Genomic DNA, 25,584 nt, shown 5'->3' with positions numbered 1-25,584 from the left:
GTATCAGCGGATGGATTATGTGCTGTATTTTGGTCGCTTCTCCGAAGAAAAAGGTATCGGCACACTCATCAAGGTTTGCAAGGAATTGCCGGATGTACAGTTTATCTTCGCCGGTATCGGCCCGCTGGAAGAGAGAATTAATGGTATAGAAAACATCGAGAATGTTGGATTCCAGAATGGTAAAGCTTTGGAGAAATTGATTCGTGGGGCACGGTTCTCCATTTATCCGTCTGAGTGGTATGAGAACTGCCCATTCTCTGTGATGGAATCTCAGATGTATGGTACACCGGTGCTGGGCACTGATATCGGCGGCATCCCGGAACTGATTCAGGTTGGCAAGACCGGCGAGCTGTTCAAGAGCGGAGATGAAGTAGAGTTGAAGAAAAAAATAAAGAAGCTCTGGGACGATAAGGATCTGTGCGAGAAGTACAGTGAAAACTGCAGGAATATCAGCTTCGATACTATTGACGAGTATTATGAGAAAATTATGAAGGTTTATAGAGGTGAAGCATGATTTATGTTTTATATGATAAACCCAAGAAATTGGAAGATATGTCATTCTTGACAGCGGCATTTGAAAAAGAGTACGAGGAAATTTATCCAGAATGGCGTTGTACATCTATTAAGCAAATGTTTTCGGTATGTAGCACAACCGTAAAACGTGCAAAAGCGGGAGATACCGTTGTATGTTGGTATGATTTTATGGGGGTGTTATGTTGGCGGCTAGGTAAGTTGACCGACAAGAAAATTAAAGTTATAGCAATCAATATTTTATTGAAAGATAAAAAAACAGCTAAAAACAGAATTGCAAAATACCTCTATAAAAGGGCATTATGTTCACATTATTTTGCAGCAACGGTTACGACTGTGGAATATGGCTGTTATATCAATGAAATTTTGAATACAAAAGCTGATTTTACCCTTTTACATGATGTCTACCATCAAAATTATACACTGGACAGACCAGTGGAAACTAAGGCGAACACTGTCTTCTGTGGTGGAAGAAATGGCAGAGATTGGAAATTGCTGTTTGAAGTAGCGAAGGCACTTCCAAATGTGACATTCAATTGTGTTATGCCCAGTGCCCTGAAAGAGCAGTTTTCAAATGTTATGGGTAATAATGTCTGCGTTAAAACAGATATTCCGGAAAATGCGTTTATGGAGTTTTTGTGTCAGTCACAGCTTATTGCTATGCCATTGGATACAGAAGCACCGGCAGGTCTGACGGTCTATTTTCAGGCGGCTGCAAATAATAAGATGATTATAACGTCTGATACCGTGACGACAAAAGGATATTTGTCGGACGGACGTGGAGCCCTATGCAAGAATGCCGTAGAGGACTGGGTAGATAAAATTCAGCATTATTTGCAGCACTCGGCTGAGGCCGATGCCTGCGCGATGAAATTCAAGAAGTTTCTTGAAGATGAGTGTTCGGAAAAAAAGTATGCAAAAACATTGTGGGGGATGCTTGCGGAATGAAAGAGAGATATGAGGGAATAGACGGCTTAAAGGCGTATGCCATCATTGGCATTGCTTTGATGCACGTCCTTTCAAACGGGAAATATGAACTGGGAGGATTTGTGTTTGGGAGGCTTATCCCATCTTTCACAAACCTCATTTTCCTTTTTATGATGGTCAGCGGTTTCGGTATGTGCTGTGGTTACTACCAAAAAATTATAGACCGAAAGATTAGTATGGAGGAGTTCTACATAAAGCGGTACATCAAAATCTGGCCGTACTTTGCACTGTTGTGTGCGTTAGATTTTGTAATCTCGCCGAATAAGAATTCTCTGTTTGAAGTCTTTGCAAACCTGACCTTATGCCAGGGGCTTCTGCCGAATGCAAATATTTCAGTTATTGGCGTAAGCTGGACGCTGGCTGTCATTTTTGTGTTCTATATGCTGTTCCCCTTCTTCTGCTTCCTGCTGGGAAACAAGAAACGAGCTTGGGGCGTAGCAGTTGCGGCATTGGTATTCAACTATTTGTGCGGCAGCTACTTTAATGTCGGAAGAACAAGTATCGTCTATGATGCAGTTTATTTCATTGCTGGCGGCTTGATTTTCCTTTACCGGAAAGAGATAGCTGAATTTGCGCAGAAGTACAAAGTGCTCCCCGGTGCAATTCTGCTGATTGCCACAGTTGCTTATTTTGCATTAGGCAGTTCTACGCTCACAATGCTGTTCTTCTGTGTGGCAGCACTGGTCTATACTCTCGGTTGTAGAACGTGGGGGGGACTGGTCAATCCAGTCGCCAAGTTCCTCGGTGGTATCTGCTTCGAGATTTACCTGTGTCACATGGTGATTTATCGTGTACTTGAAAAGCTGTATCTCGTGCATTTATTTGGAAATGGCTTACTGGCATATATCTTCACAGCAGTTGCAGTCATCTGCGGTTCGGTTGTGTTCTCGGTATGTGCTAAGTGGTTCTTAAATAAAATCGAAACATTCTTAAAAGAGAAAGTAAACAATAGGAGAGTTAATCATGTCTGAAGAAAAGAAGTTAAATGGTACGGTCATCGTCACTTATCGCTGCAACGCTCGTTGCTCCATGTGCAATCGCTATAAAGCACCTTCCAAGCCGGAAGAGGAAATTAGCATCGAAACCATTAAGAAGTTGCCGAAGATGTACTTCACGAACATCACCGGCGGCGAACCATTTATCCGTACTGATCTGAAGGATATCGTGCGTGAGCTGTACAAGAAGTCTGACCGTATTGTTATTTCGACCAACGGATTCTTTACCAATCGTATCGTTGACCTGTGCAAAGAGTTTCCGCAGATTGGTATCCGTATTTCTATTGAGGGCCTGGAGCAGACCAACAATGAGATCCGTGGTCTACAGAACGGCTATCAACGCGGTTATGGCACGCTGAAAAAGCTGCGTAAGATGGGCATGAAGGACGTTGGTTTCGGTATGACAGTTCAGGACAAGAATGCTCCTGATATGGTTCCTCTGTACAAGATTTCTGATGAGATGGGTATGGAGTTTGCAACCGCTTCTCTGCACAACAGCTTCTACTTCGTTGAGGCTAAGAACATCATCCATGACCGTCCGATGGTTGCAAAGAATTTCGAGAATCTGGTCAACGAACTGCTTTGTAGCAACAGCCCGAAGAAATGGTTCCGCGCCTACTTCAACCATGGTCTGATTAATTACATCTATGGCCAGAAGCGTCTGCTACCCTGCGATATGAGCTTTGACACCTTCTTCATTGATCCGTATGGCGATGTCATGCCTTGCAATGGCACTAAGGACAAGGAAGTTATGGGCAACCTGAATAACCAGACTTGGGACGAGCTGTGGAACAGCTTGGAAGCAGAAAAGGTTCGTGCAAAGGTACGCTGCTGCGCTCGTGACTGCTGGATGATCGGCAGCGTGTCTCCGGCAATGCACAAGTACATCTGGAAGCCGGCTACTTGGGTTCTGGTACATAAGTTCAAGGCTCTGTTCACCAAGCATCCGTATTCTATGTATGAGCTGAAAATCTGTCGTGATTACCATGACGGCAAGGTTACCAAAGAAGAACTGGACAAGTGCAGCACCTGCGATATGAACTGTGTGATCAACAATGGTCTGAGTGAGGCAAGTAGGGAGCAGCTGAAACATAAAACCGGCGAGGAAATCGTGGATGCTGATATCGCACAGCAGATGGAGAAGAAGTGATGATGAAATCCATTGTGAAGATATTGATTGGAACAATTCGCGCCAAATACTTTCAGGTGCAGGCAGGGAAAAATATTTATATTGGAAAGCACTGCGCGTTAAAAGGAAGACACAATATTGTACTGGAAGATTCTGTAACAGTACGCCCATACGCCCAGATTTGGTCGGGGGGGACGGTGAGAATCGGCAAGGGCTCCGAAATTGGTGAGCGATGCCGGATTTCTATTGCAAACTCTTTGAAAATTGGGGAAAAGGTTCTCCTTTCACCGAATGTTTATATAACGGATTGTGATCATGAATATAGGAACATTGATATTCCGGTTATTGATCAGGGAATTACACAGAAGGAACAAAGAGTTTCTATAGGAGAAGGTTCCTATATTGGGATCAATGCTGTGATTGTCGGAAATGTGAAAATAGGAAGACACTGTGTGGTTGGAGCTAATTCGATTGTGACAAGAGATATTCCCGATTATTGTGTTGCAGTGGGAAGTCCAGCTAAAATAATAAAAAAGTACGATGAAAATGGATGGAGCAGGTTTGAAGAATCCGGAACGAACGAGTGATAGAGATATCTGCCTGTCTAATGTAAGCAGGAGGATTCGATGAACAAGGAATATATTAAGGAGTTTGGTGTTGGGATTTTTGCAATTGCCGGATTCACTAGAGTTTTGCGAAAACTTGAACTGAATGATGTAGTAAAGGCTTATGAAAATTTCAAATATGAGCGGATCATTAAATGGCTGGACAAAAGATATGGCGGAGAGGCTGATAAAGCAAACGCAGGATACTCCAGTCACTGTAAAATTAAAGAGGATGATCCGATATGGATATTTTGGTGGCAAGGTGAAGGAACGATGCCACCTATTGTAAAATGTTGCTATAAAAGCGTATTGAAAAATGCTGGTAGCCATCCGGTGGTGTTGATTACAGAGAAAAACGTCAGAAACTATATAAAAGTACCACAGTACATTTATGATAAGATAGAAAGCAAAAAGATGACGATGACGCACTTTTCTGATATTTTAAGGGAAAATCTCCTGTATGAGCATGGCGGCATCTGGATGGACGCAACTATTTATATGACGGCGCCTTTTTCAAAAGAAATATATGAATACGAATACTATTCGATCAAGGGCGCATTTGAAGAATGGGAATGGACAGGCTTTTTTCAGGCGGCAGGTAAAGGAAATGCTTTTGCTAAAACCGTCAGCCGTTTGTTTAATTGCTATTGGAAGGAACATGACTGCCTGATCAGCTATCTTCTGATTGATTGCTTTTTAACAGTGGCGCGTAAACACAGCAGTGATATTGATAAAATGGTTAATGAACTGCCTCAAAAAGATGCAAGTATCTTCTTGCTAAATGACCACTTCTTGGATAGAGCATATAGTGAACACGAGATGGCTAATCTAAGTCAAAAAAGTAACTTACATAAACTGTCATATAAATATCCACATCAAGTAAGCAGTGGGAACAAAAAAACTTTTTGGGGACGGCTTTTAAATGAAAATTAGAATATATAAAAAAGGAAGAAATGAAGTCTTATTTGAAATTGCTTATGTGGTACTGATATTTCAAATTGCACTGCAAAGCAGCTCGATTCAAATTATTTCTAAAATATTTAATTATATAGATGATGTAATCGCAGTTTGTTGCCTGTTGTATGTGACTCTGTCACTCCTAGCAAAAAAGAAATGTGAAAAAAGCGATAGAAGAATTTTGTACATTTATCTGTTGTTTGTAGTAACAGGTATTGTAGGAACTTTGCGCTTAAGAATTCAGCCGTTTTCAATTTGGGGATTGGATTTATTTACTTGTTCGAAATTTATAGTGGGTTATTTGTCGATGAGAATCTGCAGTAGTAGGGTCAATAAAGATTTTTTGAAGAAATCTGTACTGAGTGTGACAAGATTTATGGTATTGATTTATTTCGTTTTCGCCATACATGATGAATTTATGTCTCCGTTTTTTGGGATATTTGACCATCGTATGTTCGGAAAATCTATAGAACTATTTTATCCACATCCAACATATTTAGCCGCGGCATGTATTGTGTTTTTACTTATATTAGCAGTAACATGTGATAGAGGAAACAATTACATATATATGATAATGTCATCAGTGATAATTATTTTCACATTTAGGGCAAAAGCAATTGCTTTTGTGGCCGTTTTCTGGGGACTCTATTTGATGATTGAGGTGTGGAAAATAAAAAACAAACTAATTTATGCGACGGTGTCATTACTTCTTGCAGGATATCTTGCATATGATCAGTTTGCAACATATTTTATGAGCAAAACATGGTCTGCTAGAGCAGTGCTTTTTGCAGATGCGGCATCTATCGCTAAGAAGTATTTTCCCTTTGGCGCAGGATTTGCTTCATTTGGAACCAATATGTCGGTTGTTTCATACTCACCCATATACTATCAGTTGGGATATAACCAAATCGACGGAATGTCTAAAAACACAGCAGCCTATCTGAATGACGGATTTTGGCAAGCTTGTTTGGCACAGTTTGGTGTATTAGGAGTGGTAGCATTCATTATTTTAATATTATTCTTACTAAAAAAGACTATGCAATATAGAATATCAGATGTTGGGGCAATGAGGTATTTTTCTATGTTGTCACTAAATGTATATCTCATCATCGCTTCAATTGGAGAACTGGCGTATTTTGCGCCATATGCTTTATTGTATTTTATTGTTTTAGGAATCATATTTGACGAAAATGATAAAATAGTTAGTGAAAATAGGAGGTGCTGAGATGATATATGTGATTACACACAAAGTGTTTGATGATAAAAACTTTTGTAAAGATGGGTACAAAGTTCTCCATGTTGGAACTAATGATAATATGAAACTATATTATCTGCGAGATGATGTAGGGGATAATATTGCGAAAAAAAACCCGTATTTCTGTGAACTGACAGGAATGTATTGGATCTGGAAAAATAGCGAAGAAAATCCGGAAGATATTGTGGGATTGGTTCATTACAGACGTGGATTTACGAGTAAACGAGAAAATCTATCCTATAGTTTCGGTGGAAATGTTCCGCAAAACATCGAATTCAGACAAGCAGAAATGCTATTGAAAGGGTACGATATGATTGTTCCTATCCCGGAAAAAGGTTTCAAGACTGTTTGCCAGACATATGCAAAAATGCATCATGGTGAAGATCTAATCCTGACACGAGAAGCGATTGCAGAGGCTTGTCCGGAATATTTGAATGCATTTGACCAGGCTATGAAGGAACATTACTATTTTAATGGAAATATGTTTATAACACAGAAAAAGAACTTTGATGCTTATGCCAGTTGGTTGTTCTCCATTTATGACCGGTTAGAGAAAAAGATAGATTTAAGTAAGTATGAGGATACATACCAGGCTAGAGTATATGGATTTATTTCTGAGAGATTGTTGAATGTCTGGTTGTTACATAATAAGGTGAATTACAAAGAACTTCCTGTTTTTAATACAGAGATTCGCAGCATGAATGTGTTAACTAAAAATATTGGGAGAGTAGAAAAAATTTTCAAAAGATAATGATGGATAGGGCGAGGAGAGAAAGTGAATGATGTACGATTATTTGGTGGTAGGAGCAGGTCTGTATGGAGCAGTTTTTGCGCATGAAGCAAAAGCACATGGTAAATCTGTTTTGGTTGTAGACAAGCGTCCTAATATCGCAGGAAATATTTACACGGAGAATATTGAAGGCATCAATGTCCACAAGTATGGTGCGCATATTTTTCATACGAACAACAAAAAGGTATGGAACTATATCACACAATTTGCCGAGTTTAACCGTTTTACCAACTCACCCGTAGCCAATTACAAGGGTGAGCTGTACTCACTGCCCTTCAATATGTACACCTTCAATAAAATGTGGGGTGTTGTCACGCCGGAGGAGGCTGCTGCCAAGATCGAAGAGCAGCGCAAGGAAATCACCGGCGAGCCGCAGAACCTTGAGGAGCAGGCCATCTCCCTTGTGGGCCGCGACATTTATGAAAAGCTCATCAAGGGCTACACTGAAAAGCAGTGGGGCCGCAACTGCAAGGATTTGCCCGCTTTCATCATCAAGCGCCTGCCGGTGCGCCTGACCTTCGACAACAACTATTTCAACGCGCTGTATCAGGGCATTCCCATCGGCGGCTACACCAAGATGATTGCAAATCTTTTGAACGGCATCGAGGTACGCCTGAACACCGACTATCTGGAAAACAAGGCCGAGCTGGACAAGTTAGCGGATAAAATCGTCTACACCGGCCCCGTTGATGCATACTTCGACTATAAACTCGGCACACTGGAGTATCGCTCTGTTCGTTTTGAAAACGAGCTGCTTGACAAGCCCAGCTTCCAGGGCAATGCCGCCGTCAACTACACCGACTGTGAGACCCCGTGGACGCGCATCATTGAGCACAAGTGGTTTGAGTTCGGCAAGAATGAGAACGGCAACGAGCTACAGAAAACTATCATCAGCCGCGAGTATTCCTCAGAGTGGAAGCCCGGCGGTGAGCCATATTATCCAGTCAATGATGCCCAAAATGGTGCTCTCTATGCTGAGTATAAGAAGCAGGCCGACGTCGAACCGAAAGTAATCTTCGGTGGTCGGCTGGGGGAATATAAGTATTACGACATGGATGTAACAATTGCTTCTGCACTTGAAAAATGTGAAAGTGAATTTAGCGTGGAGAGGACATTATGAATTCTACAGTAAAAAATGTAATAAAAAAATCTCCGGTTTATACAATATATAGAGATTTAAAAACCTATAAGAATTATTCTAATAAATACGGGATTGGATTGAAAGCGGCTGTTCAGGAAGTTAAACCAATAAAATATGATTTGCCAGCCATTCTAAAGAAAGCTAGGATTGTTAATGAGGGGGTAGGAAATTTTTTCTACTCAATCGATCATTCTATTGTAGTTAAGACCGATAATATTATCGTGGATAATATGCCGGTGGACTATGCCTATGTTATTAATAGAAAACTGGAAGATAGTGATACTGAAAATGTGATAAAGGCATTCATAAAAAAGATAGATGATTCCAGAGTAACCTTGCAAAAGCCAACAGATCTGAAGGAGGCACTTCAAGCAATTCTTCTTTGGAATTCATTGCTGTGGCAAACGGGTCATACCCTTGTTGGTCTCGGTAGGTTGGACAAAGTATTAGCACCTTATGATGTTCCGGAAAATGCGGAAACACTTATTGAGGAATTTTTGCAAACGTTACATCAAGAGTATACATTTAAAAGTGCTTCTTTAAAAGGAGATACAGGACAAATCATCATTCTTGGAGGTTTAGATGATTCTAATAATTATTTTTGCAATGAGTATACTAGACTTTTTATCAAATGTTTGCAAAAAGTTCACCTTCCCGATCCTAAAATTTTACTAAGGTGTAGCAAGTCTATGCCTACAGATCTGTTAGAAATGGCTATGGAATGTAACGCAACGGGAATCGGCAGCCCCCTTTTCTCCAATGACGACATTGTCATATCTAAGCTGATTGATTTTGGATATGACACAGAAGATGCATATAATTATGGAGTTTCTGCTTGTTGGGAGCCGCTTTCTATTGGAAATTCTCTAGAGCAAAATAATTTGGCAAACATCGAGTATGGTAGATGCGTTAATAAGATGATCTTAGATGATCGGTTTGTGCATTGCGCTGACATGAAGGCAATTATCGAGCTTTATATTGAAAAACTAGAGGAAAACTGTCAGAGCATAATCCACGGGCTGAATTCGATTCACTGGCAAAAAGATCCTTTGCTGTCGATAATGATGGGACTGGGAAAAGATATATCCGAAGGTGGAGCAAAATATAACAACTATGGCATTCTTTCAATTGGAATGTCCGCAGCCGTAAACTCAATCCTAAATATAAATAATTTTGTGTTTGATAAGCAAGAATATACACTGGATGATATTCAGAACATTATCAAAGATAACTATAAAGATGGCGTAGATCCTTTTTCAATCAACAAAAATGGCTACGGAACAGATGATGAGGAGGCAGTTAAATTAACAAACTATCTGATAAGAGAAACGGAAGACAATTTTAGAAATTACAGAAATCCACTTGGAGGGAAAGTTAAATTTGGTCTAAGTTCTCCAGGATATTTAGATCTTGGTAAGAATTGTGGGGCAACCTTAGATGGAAGAAAGTCAAACGAGCCATTTCAAACACACATCTCCAGAGATAAAGGAGAAGCACTTACGGAAATTATGAATTTCGAATCGAAGCTATCTTTTACCGGTTTGAGTGCAAATGCTAATGTTCTGGACGTGATGGTGCCCGCATCGCTTATCAAGGATAATATATCGAAGTTTGTTCTTTACATGAAAGGTGGAATTAAGGAAGGTATTTTTCAGCTTCAAATGAATGTGCTTTCTTACGCACAGCTTGTAGATGCAAAAGAATACCCTGTAAAATATCCAAACCTTATTGTCAGGGTTTGGGGATTTAGTGCGTATTTTAACGATCTTCCAGAAGAATATAAGGACAATTTGATTAGGAGAGCAAAGGAAATGGAGATGATAAGCTAAATGGCACAGAAAAGCATTAAAAAGAATTATATTTATAATTTGGCATATCAAATTCTTACATTGATCACTCCATTGATTACTACGCCTTATCTTTCGAGAGTATTCGGAGCGGACGGTGTCGGTACATGTAGTTATATTGAATCGATATCTTCTTATTTCGTTTTGTTTGCAACTTTGGGTTTGACTACGTTTGGGCAGAGAGAAACATCTTATGTTCTGGATGAACGAAAAAAAAGGTCAGTCATATTCTGGGAAACGAATATCATTGAATTGATTGCTTCGGCTTTATGTATTATTGCATATGTTGCATTTTCATTTATGCAGCCAAACAAGGAACTATATCTTGTATTAGTGCTTAATTTACTGTCTGTCATTGCAAACATTTCATGGTTCTTTCAAGGATTGGAAGAATTTGGAAAGATTGTTTTAAGGAATATTATATTTAAACTGGTTAATATTATTTATATTTTTGCGGTTGTTAAGACAAAAAATGATATTATTCTATACTTGTTTGGTATTGCTTTTTTTGGACTGATTAATAATTTGAGCTATTGGATTTCGGTTTCCAAATATGTTGACAAGCCGGTTTTAAGAGAATTGCATCCAACGAAGCATATTAAAACTGTTATTTCCCTTTTTGTTCCAACAATAGCGATGCAAGTTTATACTGTACTGGACAAGACCATGATAGGTGTGATTACAAAGGACTCCTTTGAAAACGGCTACTATGAACAGGCCCTTAAAATTTCAAAACTGGTTCTTACTATAGTGACATCACTTGGAACAGTGATGATCCCCAGAATTGGATACCACTATAGCAAAGGCAATACCGAGATGGTAAAAGAATATATGTACAGGGCATATAAATTTGTTTGGCTGTGTGGTATACCATTGACTTTTGGACTTATTGCAGTTTCAAGTAATTTTGTGCCATGGTTCTTTGGCGATGGATACGGAAAAGTTGTGCCGCTCCTTGGGATTCTGTCATTCTTAATTCTTGCAATTGGTATTAATAATGTTACGGGTATGCAGTATTTAATACCAACGAAGAGAGAAAATACTTTTTCGGTAACGGTTATTATTGGTGCAGCAACAAACTTCGTGATGAATTTCTTCTTGATTCAACTGTTTCAGGCAACTGGTGCCGCAATCGCATCAGTAGTAGCAGAAACTGCGATTGCTATTATTCAGATATATATTGTACGAAAAGAATTGTCGCCATTTGAGATAATAAAATGCGGCACGCACTATTTTATTGCCGGTGGAATAATGTTTGCGATACTCCTGCTGACAAGAAAATTTTTATCTTCTTCGATTGTGCATACATTTGAACTAGTAATGATAGGTGCAGTCGTTTATGGTTTAGGACTTATTGTAATGAAAGATGAGTTCTTGTTGTCAAATATAAACAATATATCAAAGAAAATCCTTAAGCGAGATTGACACAGGTGAGAGGAGAAATTAAGCTTTGACAGACAGACAGACAGACAGACAGACAGACAGACAGACAGACAGACAGACAGACAGACAGACAGACAGACAGACAGACAGACAGACAGACAGACAGACAGACAGACAGACAGACAGACAGACAGACCACAGACAGACAGACAGACAGACAGACAGACAGACAGACAGACAGACAGACAGACAGACAGACAGACAGACAGACAGACAGACAGACAGACAGACAGACAGACAGACAGACAGACAGACAGACAGACGTGCTATGATGTGATGAGAAATCTTCTGGTCATTCTAGTTGTGATTGGACACGCTACATTTTATGATATTGTAACGCCATTTGGTGGAATTCAGTATGGAATGTTAATGGAAAAAGCTGGAATACAAGATACGTATTTTCATAGATTAGTAAGCGAGATAACCAGTTTTATTTACACATTCCATATGCCGGTATTTATTGCATTATCAGGTAGCCTGTTTGCACTTGGAAAAACACTTGATGCAAGAGATTTTATTGTAAAAAAAGTAAAGAGACTTTTAATTCCATTTTTTGTGGTTTGGCTATGTTGGAATATGCCTATAAAATATTTGACTGGCTATTATAATGGTGTAAGCATATGGAAAGCATTTGAGCAAATGATATTTCCATCTTGCGTTTACCTTTGGTATTTAGAATGTCTGTTTTTTGTGTTTTTGTTGGCTTTTTTCATTTGCAAGCAGAACAAAAAAGTGCAGCTGGTGATGGTGACAGTTTGTTGGCTGGCCGGTGTATTTATATATAGGAAGTATGATCAATACCACTTTTTAGGAGATCCTTTGTACTATATCCTTTGGTTTTATGCAGGGTATAGAATTGAAGACATAATAGGATGGTGCAAAACAAAAAAGGTATGGAATTCGATTTTTTCATCAGGGCTAGTGTTATTTGTTCTTCTACTTTATTCTGGCGGTATATTATTGCAGAATAAAGCGTTAGGTGCAATCTGTAGATATATTGTGAGTCCGTCGTTTATGTTATTAGCTATAAACTATATTGCAAGAAAAAACAAAGGAGGACGGATGCAGCAGATTTGTAGCACCTATAGTTTTGGAATATATCTGTATGCTGAGCCATTAAATTATTGGCTACTGTACGAATTTAGCAGACGAATGGGTATCACTTTTATCGGAACAGAAATAGGAGCAGCAACTATTTATTTATCAAGAGTGACAATGACTCCAATCATTGCAGTTGGCTTGACTTGGATATTAAAAAAACTGAAAGTAAAATATTTGTATTAAGCTGCATCTTCATTAAAAAAGCATATGTTAGTTACTAATATTCAGAGATTTTCGCTTCATGACGGACCAGGAATAAGAACGACAGTTTTTTTAAAAGGCTGCTCTCTTAGATGCCCTTGGTGCTCTAATCCGGAGAACATAAAACCTTATCCCGAAAAATATTATAAAGATGGGGTAGAAGGCATCTACGGAAAAAATTATACGTGCGATGAAATATATGACGAAATTGTCAAGGATCGCATCTTCTATGAGGAAAACGGTGGCGTGACTTTTTCAGGAGGAGAGGCTTTACTATATGTAGATGAGCTTTTGCCGCTTTTGGAAAAATTGGAGAAAGAGAGCATAACAATTGCCGTAGAAACCTGCCTCTTTGTTCCAATAGAAAAATTGGAATGTATTATTCCATATATTGATTATTTTTATGTTGATATGAAAATATTGGATAAATGCCGTTGCAGAAGCGTGACAGAAGGAAATTTGGACTTATATAAAGCAAACTTTGATTTGCTTACTTTTCAAAAGATGATAACAGTCAGAATACCGGTTATAGGGCATTACACGGATGATATTGAAAATAAGTTTGCAATAATTGATGCAATTAAGAAATATGAGAAGAGTATTCTGAAAATTGAGTTGATAAAAGGACATAATTTGAGTGAGATCAAGTATGAATCATTAGGAATACCAAGCCCTCAATATTATGAAGTCAGTGACGCTTCTTTAATACAGTATAAAGAAATGATTGAAAAGGTCGTAAAGGTACCAGTTCATATTTGTAAAATATAAAGATGTAAAAGGAAAATCTAGAATGAACACAACATTACTTATCATGGCGGCCGGAATCGGCAGCCGATTTGGAACAGGAATTAAACAATTGGAGCCGGTGGATGCTTCTAATCATATTATCATAGACTACTCGATCCATGATGCGATTGAGGCTGGCTTTAATCATGTGATATTTATTATCCGTAAGGATATCGAAAAAGAATTCAAAGAGGTCATTGGTGACCGCATTGCTGAAATCTGCAAAGTCCACGATGTGACCGTGGATTATGCTTTCCAGGACATCAACGATATTCCAGGCAATCTGCCGGAAGGCCGGATAAAGCCGTGGGGAACTGGTCATGCTGTGCTTGCAGCAAAGAGTGTGATCAATACTCCGTTCATTGTGATCAATGCAGACGATTACTATGGCAAGGAAGGCTTCAAGGCTGTCCATGAGTATCTTGTAAACGGCGGCAAGTCCTGCATGGCTGGATTTGTGCTGAAGAACACACTGTCAGATAACGGTGGTGTGACCCGTGGCATTTGCAAGATGGACGAGCTGAATAACTTGACTGAGGTTGTAGAGACCAAGAACATTGTAAAGACTGCGAACGGTGCAGAAGCAGATAGTGTAATTGTTGATGTGAATTCTCTGGTTTCCATGAACATGTGGGGGTTGACTCCTGAGTTTTTGGATGTGCTGGAGGAAGGATTCAAAGAGTTCTTTGAAAAAGAAGTGCCTGGCAATCCACTGAAAGCAGAGTACCTGATTCCTATCTTCATCGGTGAGTTGCTGAGCAAAGACAAGATGTCCGTGAAGGTTCTGAAAACCAATGACATTTGGTATGGCATGACCTACCATGAAGATGTCGCAGCAGTGAAGGACAGCTTCAAGAAGATGCTGGAAGACGGCGTGTACAAGGCTGATTTATTTGCAGACTTGTGATATAATCTCATCTTTGACACATGTGAGATAATAAAAGTGCCACAAGCTCAGTATTTACAAGGGCTTGTGGCATTTTGTACCAAAATATGAAATATAGTAATGTTTTATCTCCTTTTACTTTTTTTCTGGATCTCTTTCATTTTCCGTTTTGTTATAAACTGATAGTCTGAACGAAATCCACATGCCTGATGAAGATCATCCGTCATTGTTGTTCGTTCATATATTGGCATGAATCCCTGATCTTCTATATCAGCGAAGTTTATGTCTTTTAGGTTCTGAAGCAATTCTTCTGTCGTATACGTGTTACACAATGAACGTTTCAACAGCCTGAAGTGCAGCAAGGGGAGAAAACAGGTAAGAAAATGTGCTCTTATCCGGTCTTCACGGGCAAGATAAACAGGTCTTGCCTCGAAATCTGTTTTCATGGTCCTAAAACATTCTTCAATCTGCCACCTACCTTCGCTTACTTTTAAGATATCCGCGACATCATCATCTAACAGATCAGTACACACTGCATAAAGTCCATCATATTTTTCTTCTTCCGCAATCTTATCGGTACCAAGATAATAATGGATGCCTGCCTTTTCTCCCTCTTCGGTCACAGCAACTTAATTCACAAACCTTGCCGGATCATTTGGATTTTTGTGCTGTTTTTTGAAGGAACCATTGGAAACCATTTTTTCAGCACGGGCGATCTGTTCCGCACGAACTGCTTTCTGATAGGCAGCATATTTGGGTGAATAGGTTATGATCAGTCTCTGGTGAAGCTTTTTGGTTGTATAAGGTTCATCTTTATAAAAGAGTCCCTGTTTATCTTCCGCATCCGGTTGTGCGATATCAATAGGAGCGTCATCAGATAAACGTTTAAATCCGCTCCTGTCTAAAGCCCATTCCCGCTCTTGGCTTGGGAGCTTTTTGATGGACTGAGTAACAATAAACGCACGATTTCCTAAATGATTTAAAAAACGGTTATCCTCAGAAGCAAGACCGGCATCACTGCAGTAAATAAATCTTTGGCAGCCGAATTGCTGAAGTAGCTTGAGTTCCAAAGGCTTCAATGACCTTTGCTCGTTCTGGTTTCCGGGGAAAATAGAAAACTCAAGCGGAAGTCCGTCCCCATCTGTAAAAAGCCCCATCTGGACAATAGGGTTTGGCCGGTGCTCCTTTGATCTTCCGTATTTTTTGTCACCGTCTTCCTGTTCGATTTCAAAGTAGTAGTTTGTGCAGTCATAATAGACGACTTTATCATTTCTTTCACCGAGAAAAAAACTGTTCTTATAAACTTCAGACTGAATGAAGTCTGATTCTTTTGCAAGGATCGAAAGGGCCCGGTATACGTCATGGAGCTGATAGGCGGGCGGTTCAAGGAACTGTTTTGCTGCCCGGAAAGAAGAGCTCTTGCTGGAAGGCTCTAACACTCTGGTATAAATGAGATCAGAAAGGATGGCATTTAGATCATATTCAAACTTATACCGTTCCTTGATCTTTCTACAGACAGAATCCATCTTAAGGCCGTAATAAATAGATTGAAGGAAAAGATATCCTCCTGAAAAAAGTTTTTTCCTGCTATAGTCCATAAGTTTATTAGAATGGAAAGGGATCATGACGACAGCATCCTCTGTTTCATTTTTGTATTTCATGGTTTCGAGTTTAGCTTCTTCTTTAGCCCATGCCATGACACCATCCCTGTCTGTGTTCAACCGTTTGGAAAGCTCATTCAGAGTTCCTAGTTTACTGCTCCGTTATCTCAGATAGAGGAACAGAGAGCAGAGAACACAATTAAAATGATTAGGGATGCTGTCAACTCATGTAATGAATTGAAATATAAGGATATTGATATATTTATACAGGGATCTTATGCAAACAACACTAATGTTCGTTCAGAGAGTGATGTAGATGTTTGCGTGATGCTTAGGGATACATTTCACACAGTCTATGCTAAGCGAAAAGGAAGAGAAGACTATGGTTTTTCGGCATCAAATTTTACTTTTCAAGAATATCGTGATTTGGTGAAAAAGGCCCTTCAAGGTAAATTCAGAACGGTTTATTGTAAAATAGAATTACCGAATGTTGCAAACGGGAATTGGAGAATGTTGCATCTTCAAATTGGAGAAAGTTGCAAAACATTCGCAAAAAGCTCTCAGGAACGGTGCAGCGCCTGAGTGGTAGCCACCAAGTATGAGCATTCCCATGAAAAGATCCATTGCAGACATATCCATTAACCTTATCTTTGTTGTAGACCAAACAATAAAGACAAGGAGGAAAGGAGAATGTCAACTACAATAGATCAGATACATAATATCAGAGATATGTTCTATCAACAAGATAAGAACATTTCTGAAATCGCATCTGAGACCGGCCTTAACTGGAAAATGGTCAAAAAATATGTGGATATGGAGGACTTTAACAGTCTTTCTCCCGTAAAGGCATCATTAGAGGCTCATGAATCCAAGCTTGACCCGTTCAAGCCTCTGATTGATGAATGGCTGCAGGCAGACAAGCTTGCGCCAAGAAAACAACGACATACAGCCAAAAGAATATTTAAACGCCTTAAGGATGAAGCAGATGGTTTCAACTGCAGTTACCGTCTTGTCGCTTTATACGTCAAGCAGAAGAAAGAGGAACTACGCCTAAAAAGAACCGATGGCTATATTCCTCTTGAACATCGCCCCGGCGAAGCTCAGGCAGATTTTGGAACAGCCGATTTTTATGAAAACGGCAGGCTCTATCACGAAGCCAAGTATCTTGTGCTTAGTTTTCCTTTTAGCAACGGCGGTTTTTTGCAGCTTAATTACGGTGAAAACATGGAGTGCCTTCTGGAAGGTCTGGTTGCTATATTTGAGCACATCGGTGGAGTTCCCACCGAAATCTGGTTTGATAATACCAGAACCATTGTCACTAAAGTCATTAAAGGCGGGGGACGCGATATAACAGAACGTTTGCAGCGCTTCTGTGAGCACTATCGTATCAGGCCGATATTCATGAATCCCGAATCCGGTTGGGAAAAGGGAAACGTGGAAAATAAGGTCGGCTATCTGCGCCGTAACGAACTTGTGCCGGTCCCCCGCTTTGATGACCTTACGGAAGAAAACAGGCGTCTTCTTGACCGCTGCGAAACAGATATGCGGCGTGAACACTATGATGACGATGCCGACCGCTTTATCAGTGAGCTATTTGAAGAAGATAAGGCACGTTTACTGCCGCTTCCTTCTGTACCATTTGACACGGCACTTTACACGACCTCAACAACAGATAAATATGGCAAGTTTACCCTTGATGCAGGAAAGCACCGTTATTCCGCTTCACCGGCTTTCTGCGAATCCATCGTAAATCTTAAGATTACATCATCTGCTGTGACCGTCATGGATGCAGACATACATGAAGTTATCCGTCACAAGCGTCTTTACGGTGATGAGCATGAAAGAATGGATTGGCTGCCATATCTTACATATATCGCAAGGAAACCCCGCTCTCTGCGTAACAGTGGCATTTATGATATGATGCCGCAGAGCATGCAGATATACATGAATAATTGTGAAAATAAGGAACGCGGGCGGGTACTCAAGGTTCTTGCTGAACTTACAGAAAGAACCGGATTTGCCAGTGCCGTCAAGACAGTGGATGAGGCTGTACGGCTGAATGCAACCGATCCGGACAGTCTGCAGAGCCTTTACAGGCGAACCTATGCAGATGTACCGTTTCTGCCTCCCCTTGAAAACAAAGCTTTACTGGCACAGCAGAAGGTCATTCCGTTCAGAAATGATCTGAAGATGCTGGATGTCGCCCTCAAGAAGGGAGGTGTCTCAAATGGCTGATATAGAAAAATCCATTGCAGCATGCTGCAAACAGTTCAAGCTGTCTACAAACTTTGCAGGACAGGCTTTCGAGCAGAAAGGAGACACACCGCAGGAATACCTTTTAAAGCTTCTGACAAATGAAATTGAATATAGGACAGCAAAAAGGAAGAGCAAGTTCCTCAATACAGCCGGCTTCCCACACAGATACCGTGTGGAAGAAGCACGGGGATTTCTGCGAAAGGCTCTTTAGGGACACAGCGCATAGAGTCCCTAAAGAGTAACTGATCTCTTGTCCGTGAAAGGTGGGCTATCTGTCCGTGCAAAGTGAGCTTATCGAGTGAAATATACAAAAAGAAAATACAAATATTTTTGTATAAAACGTCGGAGATATTTCGTAAATTGCACAAACTTTCAAAATTTGATTTCTTTAATTATACAGTATATTTGCTAGATAAAGCAGAGGCTGTATTTTTGATTGAGAAAGTAACAATGGTATAAGCTGCTACAAAACGCAGGAGGTTGAAGTAAAACCGGACAGAGATATCGGACATGCGTTAATATGTGCATACAATTCCAAGATCATATACAGATAACGCCATTATGGATTTACGTTTTGACGCTATCTTTTTCTTGCACCTTATAGTATTTAAGGGTAAAATACTATAAAGAAAGCCACATAAACTGTCTAGACAATTATACCTTAAATAAAGAAAGGATTTCCGCATGGATAACTCAGCTGAAACAATAACCCTTAACAATCTATGGGAAGTAATCGCCTCCCATCAGGGAGAAATCTTCTACACAAAGAAAATGCTCCCCTTCACTTATACTATCAAAGGCGGTGAAATGTTTACAGACCGCAGAGAACGTTCCATAACAAAAAGTACTTTTGAAACAGCGTATTCAAAAATAAGAGAAAATCCAGATAAAATAACCGGTCCAAAAGCCCTAAACATGTACGGCGCACCCTATGTATGGGCAGTGTTATCAAAAGTAACAGATATATGTAATACATAATGACAAAATACGTACATCGAAAAAATTCCATTAGAGCCTGAAAACCTACCACCTGACATCTATATTATAAGTGAGGTAACAAAAACCATGCCCGGCTACATCATCCACCTAACCGCAGCGAATTTCTTCCTGAATTCGCTGCCATTCTCCCACCCCCTAAACCAACCAAAAGTCAAAAACGCCTTCCTGGTTGGCAATTTACTCCCCGACACCGTAAAAGACAAATTCCAATCCCATTTCCGAAGTCCGGACACATTACAGGAAATTGTCCAATATCCCATATTGTCTAAGTTTCTTGATAAATACCGCAGACTTCTTCCAGACCCCAGTGTCCAGGGCTATCTTTTTCATCTATACACAGACTACCGTTTTTTCACCGAGTACATGCCCCGCATCGTACGCTTCACGGACAAATACGGCAGAAGCACCACAAAGAAAGATGACATTGTCTGGGCAGAAATCCAAAAAACAAATATAAAAATAAAACCAGCCGACTTCTTTTCCGAAGACTACTACTACGGCGATTACACACGTATGAACACCTGGCTGGTAATCCATTACCGACTTCCCCTTCAACTGGATATCAATATAAAAAACCCCGGAATCAAAGAGGTGCGCTATTCTGATATCGCAGAGATCCTTGAGGAATTAAAATCCTACCTCATTATGCCCCCGAAAGCAGCAGACGACCTTGCCATTTTTAATAGGAAGGAACTTCTCAATTACATTCACTCCATTGCCAATCCAAAAGAATTAAAAAAAGTAATTGATTAATGATTTGTGTAATGTTAATATAATAATGTTGTTTGAAATGGGAAAGAATAGAAATTATGGTATAACTACTCAGCAGGTCTGCGCATTTACCGCGCTGACCGTAAGAAAGTTCCCTCGGGAAAAACAGTGAGCAGCACTTTCTTATTTTAAATATATATGAGAGGAATGGAAAGAAGATGAAAAAAGGTTTAATTGCTGCAGCAATTATAGTATGCATCGGGATTACAGCCGGTACCGTATATCTGGTACTTAATCGGGACAAGACAGCACCGGAGATAAAAGTTCCTGCGGACAATACGCTGACTTATGTGGCGGGGCAGGATAAAAAACTTCTGCTGGAAGGTATCACAGCAGTTGATGACAAGGACGGAGATGTATCAGATACACTTATGGTGGAATCGGTTAAACCAACTTCTGATGGTACCCAGGCTGAAGTTACCTATACGGCAATGGATAACAGCCGCAATGTTGCAAAAAAGAAGATCATGGTAAGTTACCAGGCTTCCGGTGAGCCGGCTCCGGCAGACAGCGGGCAGACACCGGAAGGAACGGGTGAGAATCCGGAAAACGGTGAAGCAGGTACAGAAGCTCCGGCTCCTGAAGGTGAGGGGACCGGAGAGGGCGATGTACCGGCGGACGCCCCGGCAGATACTCCTGCTGACCCGGCTGCTACAGAGCAGCCCCCGCAGGAGACTGCAGGCGGTGCAGAGGCAACGGAAGCGGCAATCGCGCAGCTTCCGGCCGGAAGTCCGCAGTTCAGGCTGAATCAGTATGAAGTGACGCTCCCTGTGGGAAGCAAATTTGATTACAGTACATATATTCAGGATATCACGGATGATAAAGATGACAGGAGCGCTCTTTTCAGACAGATCCAACTGCAGAATCCGGTGGATACCAATACACCGGGAACCTATGAAGTTGTGTATTATGTTGTCGACAGCGACGGAAATCAGTCAAATACTGCCATTTTAAAGGTAAATATCCAGTAGACAAACAGAGCACTTTCCTTTATAATGGTGGGTGAATTTATGGTAAAGGTGGATAAGATTATTGATAATAGACACACACTGCCACATTTTGCCCGGTGTAGATGACGGAGCAAAGAATGCGGATGAGACACGCAAGATGCTGCGAATGGCGTTTAAAGACGGCATCGACGAGATTATTGCTACACCACATTTTAACTGTGACATGGATGCATCCGTTCTGGAAAAAAGGATGGGGGCCTATCTGCGTACCTGTAAATACGCTAAGGAAATGAATCCAAAGTCCAGGATATATCTGGGAAATGAATTGTTCTACAGCGAGGAAGTGGTGGAGGCCCTTGACAGAGGTGACGCACTGACTCTGAATGAAACAAAATATGTTTTGGTAGAATTTCCTGTCTACGCGGAATTTCGTTATATACGGCACGCTGTGCAGCATTTGCAGTACGCGGGCTATATGCCTGTGATTGCTCATATTGAGCGGTATCAGGGGATGAAGAAGGAAGAACAGGTTGCAGAGCTGGCCGGAATGGGAGCCTGCATGCAGGTCAATGTTTCCAGTGTCATGGGTAAAGCAGGCTGGAGCACAAGATGGTATTTGTTGAAGTTAATGAGACACGGACTCATTCACGTACTGGGCACAGATGCCCATGGAGTGACACACAGACGTCCGGAGATGAGGGACTGCCTTTCTTACATTGATAAGAAAATTGGAAAGACATACCGGGAAGAAATCAGCACAATAAATCCGTCAAGAATTATCAGAGGAGAATACATAAGTGGATAAGTTAGAAATCAAAGGAGAAGTTTCATTATCAAGCCGGGAACGTGAAGTTTACCGTACCTTGAGGACCAACCTGGAATTTACAGGTGTGGAGAACCGGGTCATTGCAGTCACAAGCTGTACGCCCAATGATGGAAAGAGCACAGTGGCCTATAATCTGGCGCTGGCTTTGTCAGAAAGCGGCAGAAACACACTGCTGATTGATGCGGATATGAGAAAATCCGTAATGGTTCATCGTTTGAGACTGGAAGGAGCGTTAAAAGGACTCAGCCATTACCTTTCTGGTCAGGCTGAATTAGGGGATGTGGTATACGGGACAAATAAGAGAAACCTCTTCCTGCTTCCAACCGGAATTTTCCCCAGCAACCCAACAGAGCTTCTTGGAAATGAGAGGCTTCAGAAGCTGCTCACAGGTCTGAAGAACACATTTGATTATATTATCATTGATACACCGCCTCTCGGAAGCGTTATTGATGCGGCGGTAATTGCCCAGGTGTGTGATGGTTCCATACTTGTATTGGCAGCAGATAATTCCTCCAGGGCAGAGGCAAAAGGCGTAGTTGGACAGTTAAAAGCAGCCAACAGCAATCTCCTGGGAGTTGTTCTTAACAAGGTAGATGTACATACAGGAAGCTACTATGGCAAGAAGTATGGCGGGTATTATGGAAATAAATACGGCGGATACTATTAAGATCAACAAGACACCGTAAGAAAAATTTTGCAATGAAAGAGGAACAAAATGAATAATAAAGAATACGATGACGAAATTGAGATTGATTTAGGTGCCCTATTCCATATACTGCTGCGCAAATGGTGGCTGATTGCTATCTGTGCGATCATGGGTGGTGTACTGGCGCTGGGCGGTACGGCGCTTCTCATCACGCCTAAGTATGAATCAAAAGCTCAACTCTATATTTTGAACAAGACGACCAGTGTTACATCTTTGGCAGATATTCAGATCGGTAGTGAACTGACAGCCGACTTTGAAGTCATTGCTACCAGTAAGCCGGTTATTGATGCTGCTATAGAGCGTATCAAAGAAGAAGAGGACAAAACATTTTCCAGGAAAGAGATATTGGATGTACTTACTGTAGTCAATAAATCGGGTACACGAATTCTGGAAGTTAAGGCAGTAGATGAGAATCCGGCAGATGCCTGTGTTATTGCTAACGCAGTTGCTGAGGAGACGGCGGACAGGATGGCATCCATTATGAAAGCCGACCCGCCTACAACAGTAGAGAGCGCTGAAGTATCAGAAAAACCGGTGAGCCCCAGCCTTTTGAAAAATACGGCAATCGGCATTTTGCTGGGTATCCTGCTTGTATGCGGAGTGCTTACCGTGAGGTTTATCATTAACGATAACATCAAGACAGAAGAAGATGTTGAGAAATATCTGGGACTTTCCACATTGGCTATTGTTCCTTATGTGAAAGGTAAAGATAAGAAGAAAGATGAGCTTCGCAAACTGAAAGAGGCAGATAATGGAAAAGAAAAGAAGAAGTAAATTATTCTGGGTATTTTTGATCATATTTCTTGCAGCCGCAGCTTTTGCTGTATATTACTATACAAGCCAGCAAAAGAAAGAAGAAGTTTATGATAAGCTGAAAGAAAACAATAAGAAGACGGAAGAACCAGAAGTCAAAGAAGAACCAAAACAGGAACCGGAGCAGGAAGTGGAGGCAGAACCTGAACCTGTGGATATTCCCATTGATTTTGCAGAACTCCGGAAAATGAATCCTGAAATATACGCATGGATTCGGATTCCGGGTACAGAAGTGGATTATCCCATTGTGCAGCGGCCTGAGGATGACGCGTATTATCTGGATCACACAATAGAAGGAGAAGCGGGACTTCCGGGTTCCATATACACAGAGTCTCTGAATAAACAAGATTTTACAGACAAAAATACAGTTATATACGGGCATAATATGAAAGACAACACCATGTTTGGCAGCCTGAAGGATTATAAGGACAGCGCTTATATGGATGAGCATTCGGAAGTGTATATTTATACACCGGAACATATTTTTACCTATAAGATTTTTGGAGCAGTGACTTATGACAGCAGGCATATTATGGTGGCCTTTGACTTTAACCAGGATGAGCAGTATCAGGCATATCTGGACTCCCTTAGCCAGGTAAGAAATATGGCGTCTTATATCAATACAGATATTCCGGTCACAACGGCTGACCGTATTATCACAATGTCCACCTGCAATGGAAATAATGACCAGCGTTTTCTTGTAGAGGCGGTATTAATTGATGAAAAGTAAAGAAAAAAAGAGACTGGTTGTGATGCTGTCTGTGATAATTCTTCTGCTTTTAGCAGCAGCAGTGGCTGTCTATGTTGTGAAAAATAACAGCAGGGCTAAGACCGTTGCTGATAACATGAAGAAGAGCACAGGCGCATCCGTTTCCCAGGCCAGCGATGATACCATCACTTATGATGGTCAGAAATACAAGTATAATAAAAATCTTACAAATATTTTATTCATGGGCGTGGATAAGAAAGAGACAGTCACACTGAAGGATACTCCGGGAGTAGCTGGACAGGCGGATTGTATTATGATCATATCTCTGGACAAAGAAGCACAGACAGCCCGCATCCTGCAGATTTCCAGGGATTCTATGACCGATATTGACATTTATGATGCGAATGGGAATTATTATACATCTGTGAATGCACAGCTTGCCACCCAGTATGCCTACGGAAATGCAGAGCAGAGCAGCTGCTGGGCCATGAAAAAGACGGTTTCAGAATTGCTTTTTGATCTGCCCATTGACGGATATGTGTCGTTGAACATTGATGCCATCAGCACCATGAATGATGCTGTCGGGGGAGTGGAGATTACTATACCGGAAGATTATACAGCCATTGACCCTGCGTTTGTAAAAGGCGAGACTGTAAAACTGACAGGTGAGCAGGCGGAAAAATATGTGCGCTACAGGGATATCAATATGCAGGGCAGTAATAATGGCCGTATGCAGCGTCAGGTACAGTATATTCCGGCCTTGATCTCAGCACTGCGGAATAAAGTCGGTGCGGCAGGTGATTATTATGAAGCATTTTATCCGGTGATCAAGCCATATCTGGTCACAGATTTAAACGCTGATCAGATAAACGATTTAGCGCGCTACCAGCTTGATGACAGTGAGACGGCTTATGTACCCGGTGAAGCGGTTGCAGGGGCGGAACATGAAGAATTTCATGTAGATGATGAAGAATTACAAAAGTTATTGATAGAAATGTTTTACCAATTACGAGAGTAGTGCTATAATCGGATTTCTTCAGATTTAGCAAACAAAAACACCCGTGATCCCAGTAACATGAAGGGATTGCGGGTTTGTTGCTTTGTCCTGTTTTTTTGAGGGATTTACAGTTATTAATTACGGCTGCTATCCCGCGAGGTGTTTTTATGCGCTTGCGCATGAAAATCCCGAGGCAGCCAGCGCGATATAGGGCAGAATACTCCACATCTGTGCATTGCGAAGCGTGTTACTGTTTTCAGAACTTCGTTTTTTGCAGGGCTTTGAATCGTAACGATTTACGG

Annotated in this window: 26 protein-coding genes and 1 pseudogene; 26 read left to right on the top strand and 1 reads right to left on the bottom strand. The window is 40.8% G+C overall.

The window, feature by feature from the left end:
* Positions 1 to 19: 19 nt before the first annotated feature.
* From C6P39_RS25555 to C6P39_RS25480, 15 genes are read left to right on the top strand one after another with little or no spacing between them, the layout of a single operon-like run.
* Positions 20 to 514 (top strand): glycosyltransferase, encoded by a 495-nt coding sequence (locus C6P39_RS25555; protein WP_330407125.1) that lies wholly within the window; start codon positions 20 to 22, stop codon positions 512 to 514.
* A complete protein-coding gene (locus tag C6P39_RS25550; protein ID WP_104805626.1) occupies positions 511 to 1,479 on the top strand; it encodes a glycosyltransferase in 969 nt (322 codons plus the stop codon). Before C6P39_RS25555 ends, C6P39_RS25550 begins: the two co-directional genes overlap by 4 nt.
* Complete coding sequence (locus tag C6P39_RS25545) at positions 1,476 to 2,489, top strand: acyltransferase family protein (RefSeq protein WP_104805625.1); 1,014 nt, start codon at positions 1,476 to 1,478, stop codon at positions 2,487 to 2,489. The genes C6P39_RS25550 and C6P39_RS25545 overlap by 4 nt, the downstream gene beginning before the upstream one ends.
* Entirely contained in the window at positions 2,482 to 3,663 is a 1,182-nt protein-coding gene (locus tag C6P39_RS25540) for a radical SAM protein (RefSeq protein ID WP_104805624.1), read from the top strand. The genes C6P39_RS25545 and C6P39_RS25540 overlap by 8 nt, the downstream gene beginning before the upstream one ends.
* Positions 3,663 to 4,229 (top strand): acyltransferase, encoded by a 567-nt coding sequence (locus C6P39_RS25535; RefSeq protein WP_104805623.1) that lies wholly within the window; start codon positions 3,663 to 3,665, stop codon positions 4,227 to 4,229. Before C6P39_RS25540 ends, C6P39_RS25535 begins: the two co-directional genes overlap by 1 nt.
* A gap of 39 nt (positions 4,230 to 4,268) precedes the next feature.
* Complete coding sequence (locus C6P39_RS25530; RefSeq protein ID WP_104805622.1) at positions 4,269 to 5,180, top strand: capsular polysaccharide synthesis protein; 912 nt, start codon at positions 4,269 to 4,271, stop codon at positions 5,178 to 5,180.
* Entirely contained in the window at positions 5,170 to 6,429 is a 1,260-nt protein-coding gene (locus C6P39_RS25525; RefSeq protein WP_104805621.1) for a hypothetical protein, read from the top strand. Before C6P39_RS25530 ends, C6P39_RS25525 begins: the two co-directional genes overlap by 11 nt.
* A 1-nt stretch (position 6,430) precedes the next feature.
* Positions 6,431 to 7,210: a DUF4422 domain-containing protein gene (locus C6P39_RS25520; protein ID WP_104805620.1), complete on the top strand. Its 780-nt coding sequence runs from the start codon at positions 6,431 to 6,433 to the stop codon at positions 7,208 to 7,210.
* Positions 7,211 to 7,241: 31 nt separating this feature from the next.
* Entirely contained in the window at positions 7,242 to 8,369 is a 1,128-nt protein-coding gene (gene glf / locus C6P39_RS25515) for a UDP-galactopyranose mutase (RefSeq protein ID WP_334293918.1), read from the top strand.
* Positions 8,366 to 10,219 (top strand): pyruvate formate lyase family protein, encoded by a 1,854-nt coding sequence (locus tag C6P39_RS25510; RefSeq protein ID WP_104805618.1) that lies wholly within the window; start codon positions 8,366 to 8,368, stop codon positions 10,217 to 10,219. Before glf ends, C6P39_RS25510 begins: the two co-directional genes overlap by 4 nt.
* Entirely contained in the window at positions 10,220 to 11,662 is a 1,443-nt protein-coding gene (locus C6P39_RS25505) for a flippase (RefSeq protein WP_104805617.1), read from the top strand. It begins immediately after the preceding gene.
* 25 nt (positions 11,663 to 11,687) lie between these two features.
* The gene (locus C6P39_RS27785; RefSeq protein WP_207657152.1) at positions 11,688 to 11,957 is read left to right on the top strand and encodes a hypothetical protein; all 270 of its coding nucleotides are present in this window, start codon (positions 11,688 to 11,690) and stop codon (positions 11,955 to 11,957) included.
* Positions 11,957 to 12,964, top strand: coding sequence for an acyltransferase family protein (locus C6P39_RS25490; protein ID WP_104805616.1), 1,008 nt, complete (start codon positions 11,957 to 11,959; stop codon positions 12,962 to 12,964). The genes C6P39_RS27785 and C6P39_RS25490 overlap by 1 nt, the downstream gene beginning before the upstream one ends.
* A gap of 24 nt (positions 12,965 to 12,988) precedes the next feature.
* Entirely contained in the window at positions 12,989 to 13,750 is a 762-nt protein-coding gene (locus C6P39_RS25485; RefSeq protein ID WP_104805615.1) for a 4Fe-4S cluster-binding domain-containing protein, read from the top strand.
* Between the two features lie 22 nt (positions 13,751 to 13,772).
* On the top strand, positions 13,773 to 14,675 hold the full coding sequence (locus C6P39_RS25480; protein ID WP_104805614.1) for a sugar phosphate nucleotidyltransferase: 903 nt from the start codon (positions 13,773 to 13,775) through the stop codon (positions 14,673 to 14,675).
* 104 nt (positions 14,676 to 14,779) lie between these two features.
* On the opposite strand, the pseudogene C6P39_RS28075 reads toward C6P39_RS25480, so the two are convergent.
* Positions 14,780 to 16,408 (bottom strand): annotated as a pseudogene (locus C6P39_RS28075) (IS1634 family transposase); the annotation flags it as partial.
* Between the two features lie 51 nt (positions 16,409 to 16,459).
* Here C6P39_RS28075 and C6P39_RS25465 point away from each other — a divergent pair.
* The 11 genes from C6P39_RS25465 (at position 16,460) to C6P39_RS25410 (ending at position 25,303) form a co-directional block, all read left to right on the top strand.
* Positions 16,460 to 16,837 carry a nucleotidyltransferase domain-containing protein gene (locus C6P39_RS25465; protein ID WP_104805613.1) on the top strand — a complete coding sequence of 126 codons (378 nt, stop codon included), beginning with the start codon at positions 16,460 to 16,462 and terminating at the stop codon, positions 16,835 to 16,837.
* Between the two features lie 108 nt (positions 16,838 to 16,945).
* Positions 16,946 to 18,490, top strand: coding sequence for an IS21 family transposase (gene istA / locus C6P39_RS25460; RefSeq protein WP_104805612.1), 1,545 nt, complete (start codon positions 16,946 to 16,948; stop codon positions 18,488 to 18,490).
* On the top strand, positions 18,483 to 18,722 hold the full coding sequence (locus tag C6P39_RS25455) for a hypothetical protein (RefSeq protein ID WP_242987139.1): 240 nt from the start codon (positions 18,483 to 18,485) through the stop codon (positions 18,720 to 18,722). Before istA ends, C6P39_RS25455 begins: the two co-directional genes overlap by 8 nt.
* 473 nt (positions 18,723 to 19,195) lie before the next feature.
* Entirely contained in the window at positions 19,196 to 19,489 is a 294-nt protein-coding gene (locus C6P39_RS25450) for a hypothetical protein (RefSeq protein WP_104805611.1), read from the top strand.
* Positions 19,490 to 19,576: 87 nt separating this feature from the next.
* Positions 19,577 to 20,263 carry a hypothetical protein gene (locus C6P39_RS25440; RefSeq protein WP_158661693.1) on the top strand — a complete coding sequence of 229 codons (687 nt, stop codon included), beginning with the start codon at positions 19,577 to 19,579 and terminating at the stop codon, positions 20,261 to 20,263.
* Between the two features lie 176 nt (positions 20,264 to 20,439).
* Complete coding sequence (locus C6P39_RS25435; protein ID WP_104805608.1) at positions 20,440 to 21,252, top strand: immunoglobulin-like domain-containing protein; 813 nt, start codon at positions 20,440 to 20,442, stop codon at positions 21,250 to 21,252.
* Between the two features lie 61 nt (positions 21,253 to 21,313).
* Complete coding sequence (locus C6P39_RS25430; RefSeq protein ID WP_104805607.1) at positions 21,314 to 22,036, top strand: CpsB/CapC family capsule biosynthesis tyrosine phosphatase; 723 nt, start codon at positions 21,314 to 21,316, stop codon at positions 22,034 to 22,036.
* The gene (locus tag C6P39_RS25425) at positions 22,029 to 22,724 is read left to right on the top strand and encodes a CpsD/CapB family tyrosine-protein kinase (RefSeq protein ID WP_104805606.1); all 696 of its coding nucleotides are present in this window, start codon (positions 22,029 to 22,031) and stop codon (positions 22,722 to 22,724) included. Before C6P39_RS25430 ends, C6P39_RS25425 begins: the two co-directional genes overlap by 8 nt.
* A 48-nt stretch (positions 22,725 to 22,772) precedes the next feature.
* Positions 22,773 to 23,537, top strand: a complete 765-nt coding sequence (locus C6P39_RS25420; protein ID WP_104805605.1) for a YveK family protein — start codon at positions 22,773 to 22,775, stop codon at positions 23,535 to 23,537.
* The gene (srtB, locus tag C6P39_RS25415) at positions 23,515 to 24,306 is read left to right on the top strand and encodes a class B sortase (RefSeq protein WP_104805604.1); all 792 of its coding nucleotides are present in this window, start codon (positions 23,515 to 23,517) and stop codon (positions 24,304 to 24,306) included. Before C6P39_RS25420 ends, srtB begins: the two co-directional genes overlap by 23 nt.
* Positions 24,296 to 25,303: an LCP family protein gene (locus C6P39_RS25410; protein ID WP_104805603.1), complete on the top strand. Its 1,008-nt coding sequence runs from the start codon at positions 24,296 to 24,298 to the stop codon at positions 25,301 to 25,303. The genes srtB and C6P39_RS25410 overlap by 11 nt, the downstream gene beginning before the upstream one ends.
* The last annotated feature ends 281 nt before the right edge of the window (positions 25,304 to 25,584 follow it).

Source organism: Blautia marasmi, from assembly GCF_900258535.1.
GTDB lineage: Bacteria > Bacillota > Clostridia > Lachnospirales > Lachnospiraceae > Blautia > Blautia hominis.
The sequence above is the reverse complement of the archived record's forward strand: the minus strand, read 5'-3'. Positions and strand labels throughout refer to the sequence as shown.

Coding starts and splice junctions, on each gene's coding strand:
- C6P39_RS25550 (WP_104805626.1), top strand. CDS start 511: ATGATTTATGTTTTATATGATAAACCCAAGAAATTGGAAGATATGTCA.
- C6P39_RS25545 (WP_104805625.1), top strand. CDS start 1,476: ATGAAAGAGAGATATGAGGGAATAGACGGCTTAAAGGCGTATGCCATC.
- C6P39_RS25540 (WP_104805624.1), top strand. CDS start 2,482: ATGTCTGAAGAAAAGAAGTTAAATGGTACGGTCATCGTCACTTATCGC.
- C6P39_RS25535 (WP_104805623.1), top strand. CDS start 3,663: ATGATGAAATCCATTGTGAAGATATTGATTGGAACAATTCGCGCCAAA.
- C6P39_RS25530 (WP_104805622.1), top strand. CDS start 4,269: ATGAACAAGGAATATATTAAGGAGTTTGGTGTTGGGATTTTTGCAATT.
- C6P39_RS25525 (WP_104805621.1), top strand. CDS start 5,170: ATGAAAATTAGAATATATAAAAAAGGAAGAAATGAAGTCTTATTTGAA.
- C6P39_RS25520 (WP_104805620.1), top strand. CDS start 6,431: ATGATATATGTGATTACACACAAAGTGTTTGATGATAAAAACTTTTGT.
- glf (WP_334293918.1), top strand. CDS start 7,242: ATGTACGATTATTTGGTGGTAGGAGCAGGTCTGTATGGAGCAGTTTTT.
- C6P39_RS25510 (WP_104805618.1), top strand. CDS start 8,366: ATGAATTCTACAGTAAAAAATGTAATAAAAAAATCTCCGGTTTATACA.
- C6P39_RS25505 (WP_104805617.1), top strand. CDS start 10,220: ATGGCACAGAAAAGCATTAAAAAGAATTATATTTATAATTTGGCATAT.
- C6P39_RS25490 (WP_104805616.1), top strand. CDS start 11,957: ATGAGAAATCTTCTGGTCATTCTAGTTGTGATTGGACACGCTACATTT.
- C6P39_RS25485 (WP_104805615.1), top strand. CDS start 12,989: ATGTTAGTTACTAATATTCAGAGATTTTCGCTTCATGACGGACCAGGA.
- C6P39_RS25480 (WP_104805614.1), top strand. CDS start 13,773: ATGAACACAACATTACTTATCATGGCGGCCGGAATCGGCAGCCGATTT.
- C6P39_RS25465 (WP_104805613.1), top strand. CDS start 16,460: ATGATTAGGGATGCTGTCAACTCATGTAATGAATTGAAATATAAGGAT.
- istA (WP_104805612.1), top strand. CDS start 16,946: ATGTCAACTACAATAGATCAGATACATAATATCAGAGATATGTTCTAT.
- C6P39_RS25455 (WP_242987139.1), top strand. CDS start 18,483: ATGGCTGATATAGAAAAATCCATTGCAGCATGCTGCAAACAGTTCAAG.
- C6P39_RS25450 (WP_104805611.1), top strand. CDS start 19,196: ATGGATAACTCAGCTGAAACAATAACCCTTAACAATCTATGGGAAGTA.
- C6P39_RS25440 (WP_158661693.1), top strand. CDS start 19,577: ATGCCCGGCTACATCATCCACCTAACCGCAGCGAATTTCTTCCTGAAT.
- C6P39_RS25435 (WP_104805608.1), top strand. CDS start 20,440: ATGAAAAAAGGTTTAATTGCTGCAGCAATTATAGTATGCATCGGGATT.
- C6P39_RS25420 (WP_104805605.1), top strand. CDS start 22,773: ATGAATAATAAAGAATACGATGACGAAATTGAGATTGATTTAGGTGCC.
- srtB (WP_104805604.1), top strand. CDS start 23,515: ATGGAAAAGAAAAGAAGAAGTAAATTATTCTGGGTATTTTTGATCATA.
- C6P39_RS25410 (WP_104805603.1), top strand. CDS start 24,296: ATGAAAAGTAAAGAAAAAAAGAGACTGGTTGTGATGCTGTCTGTGATA.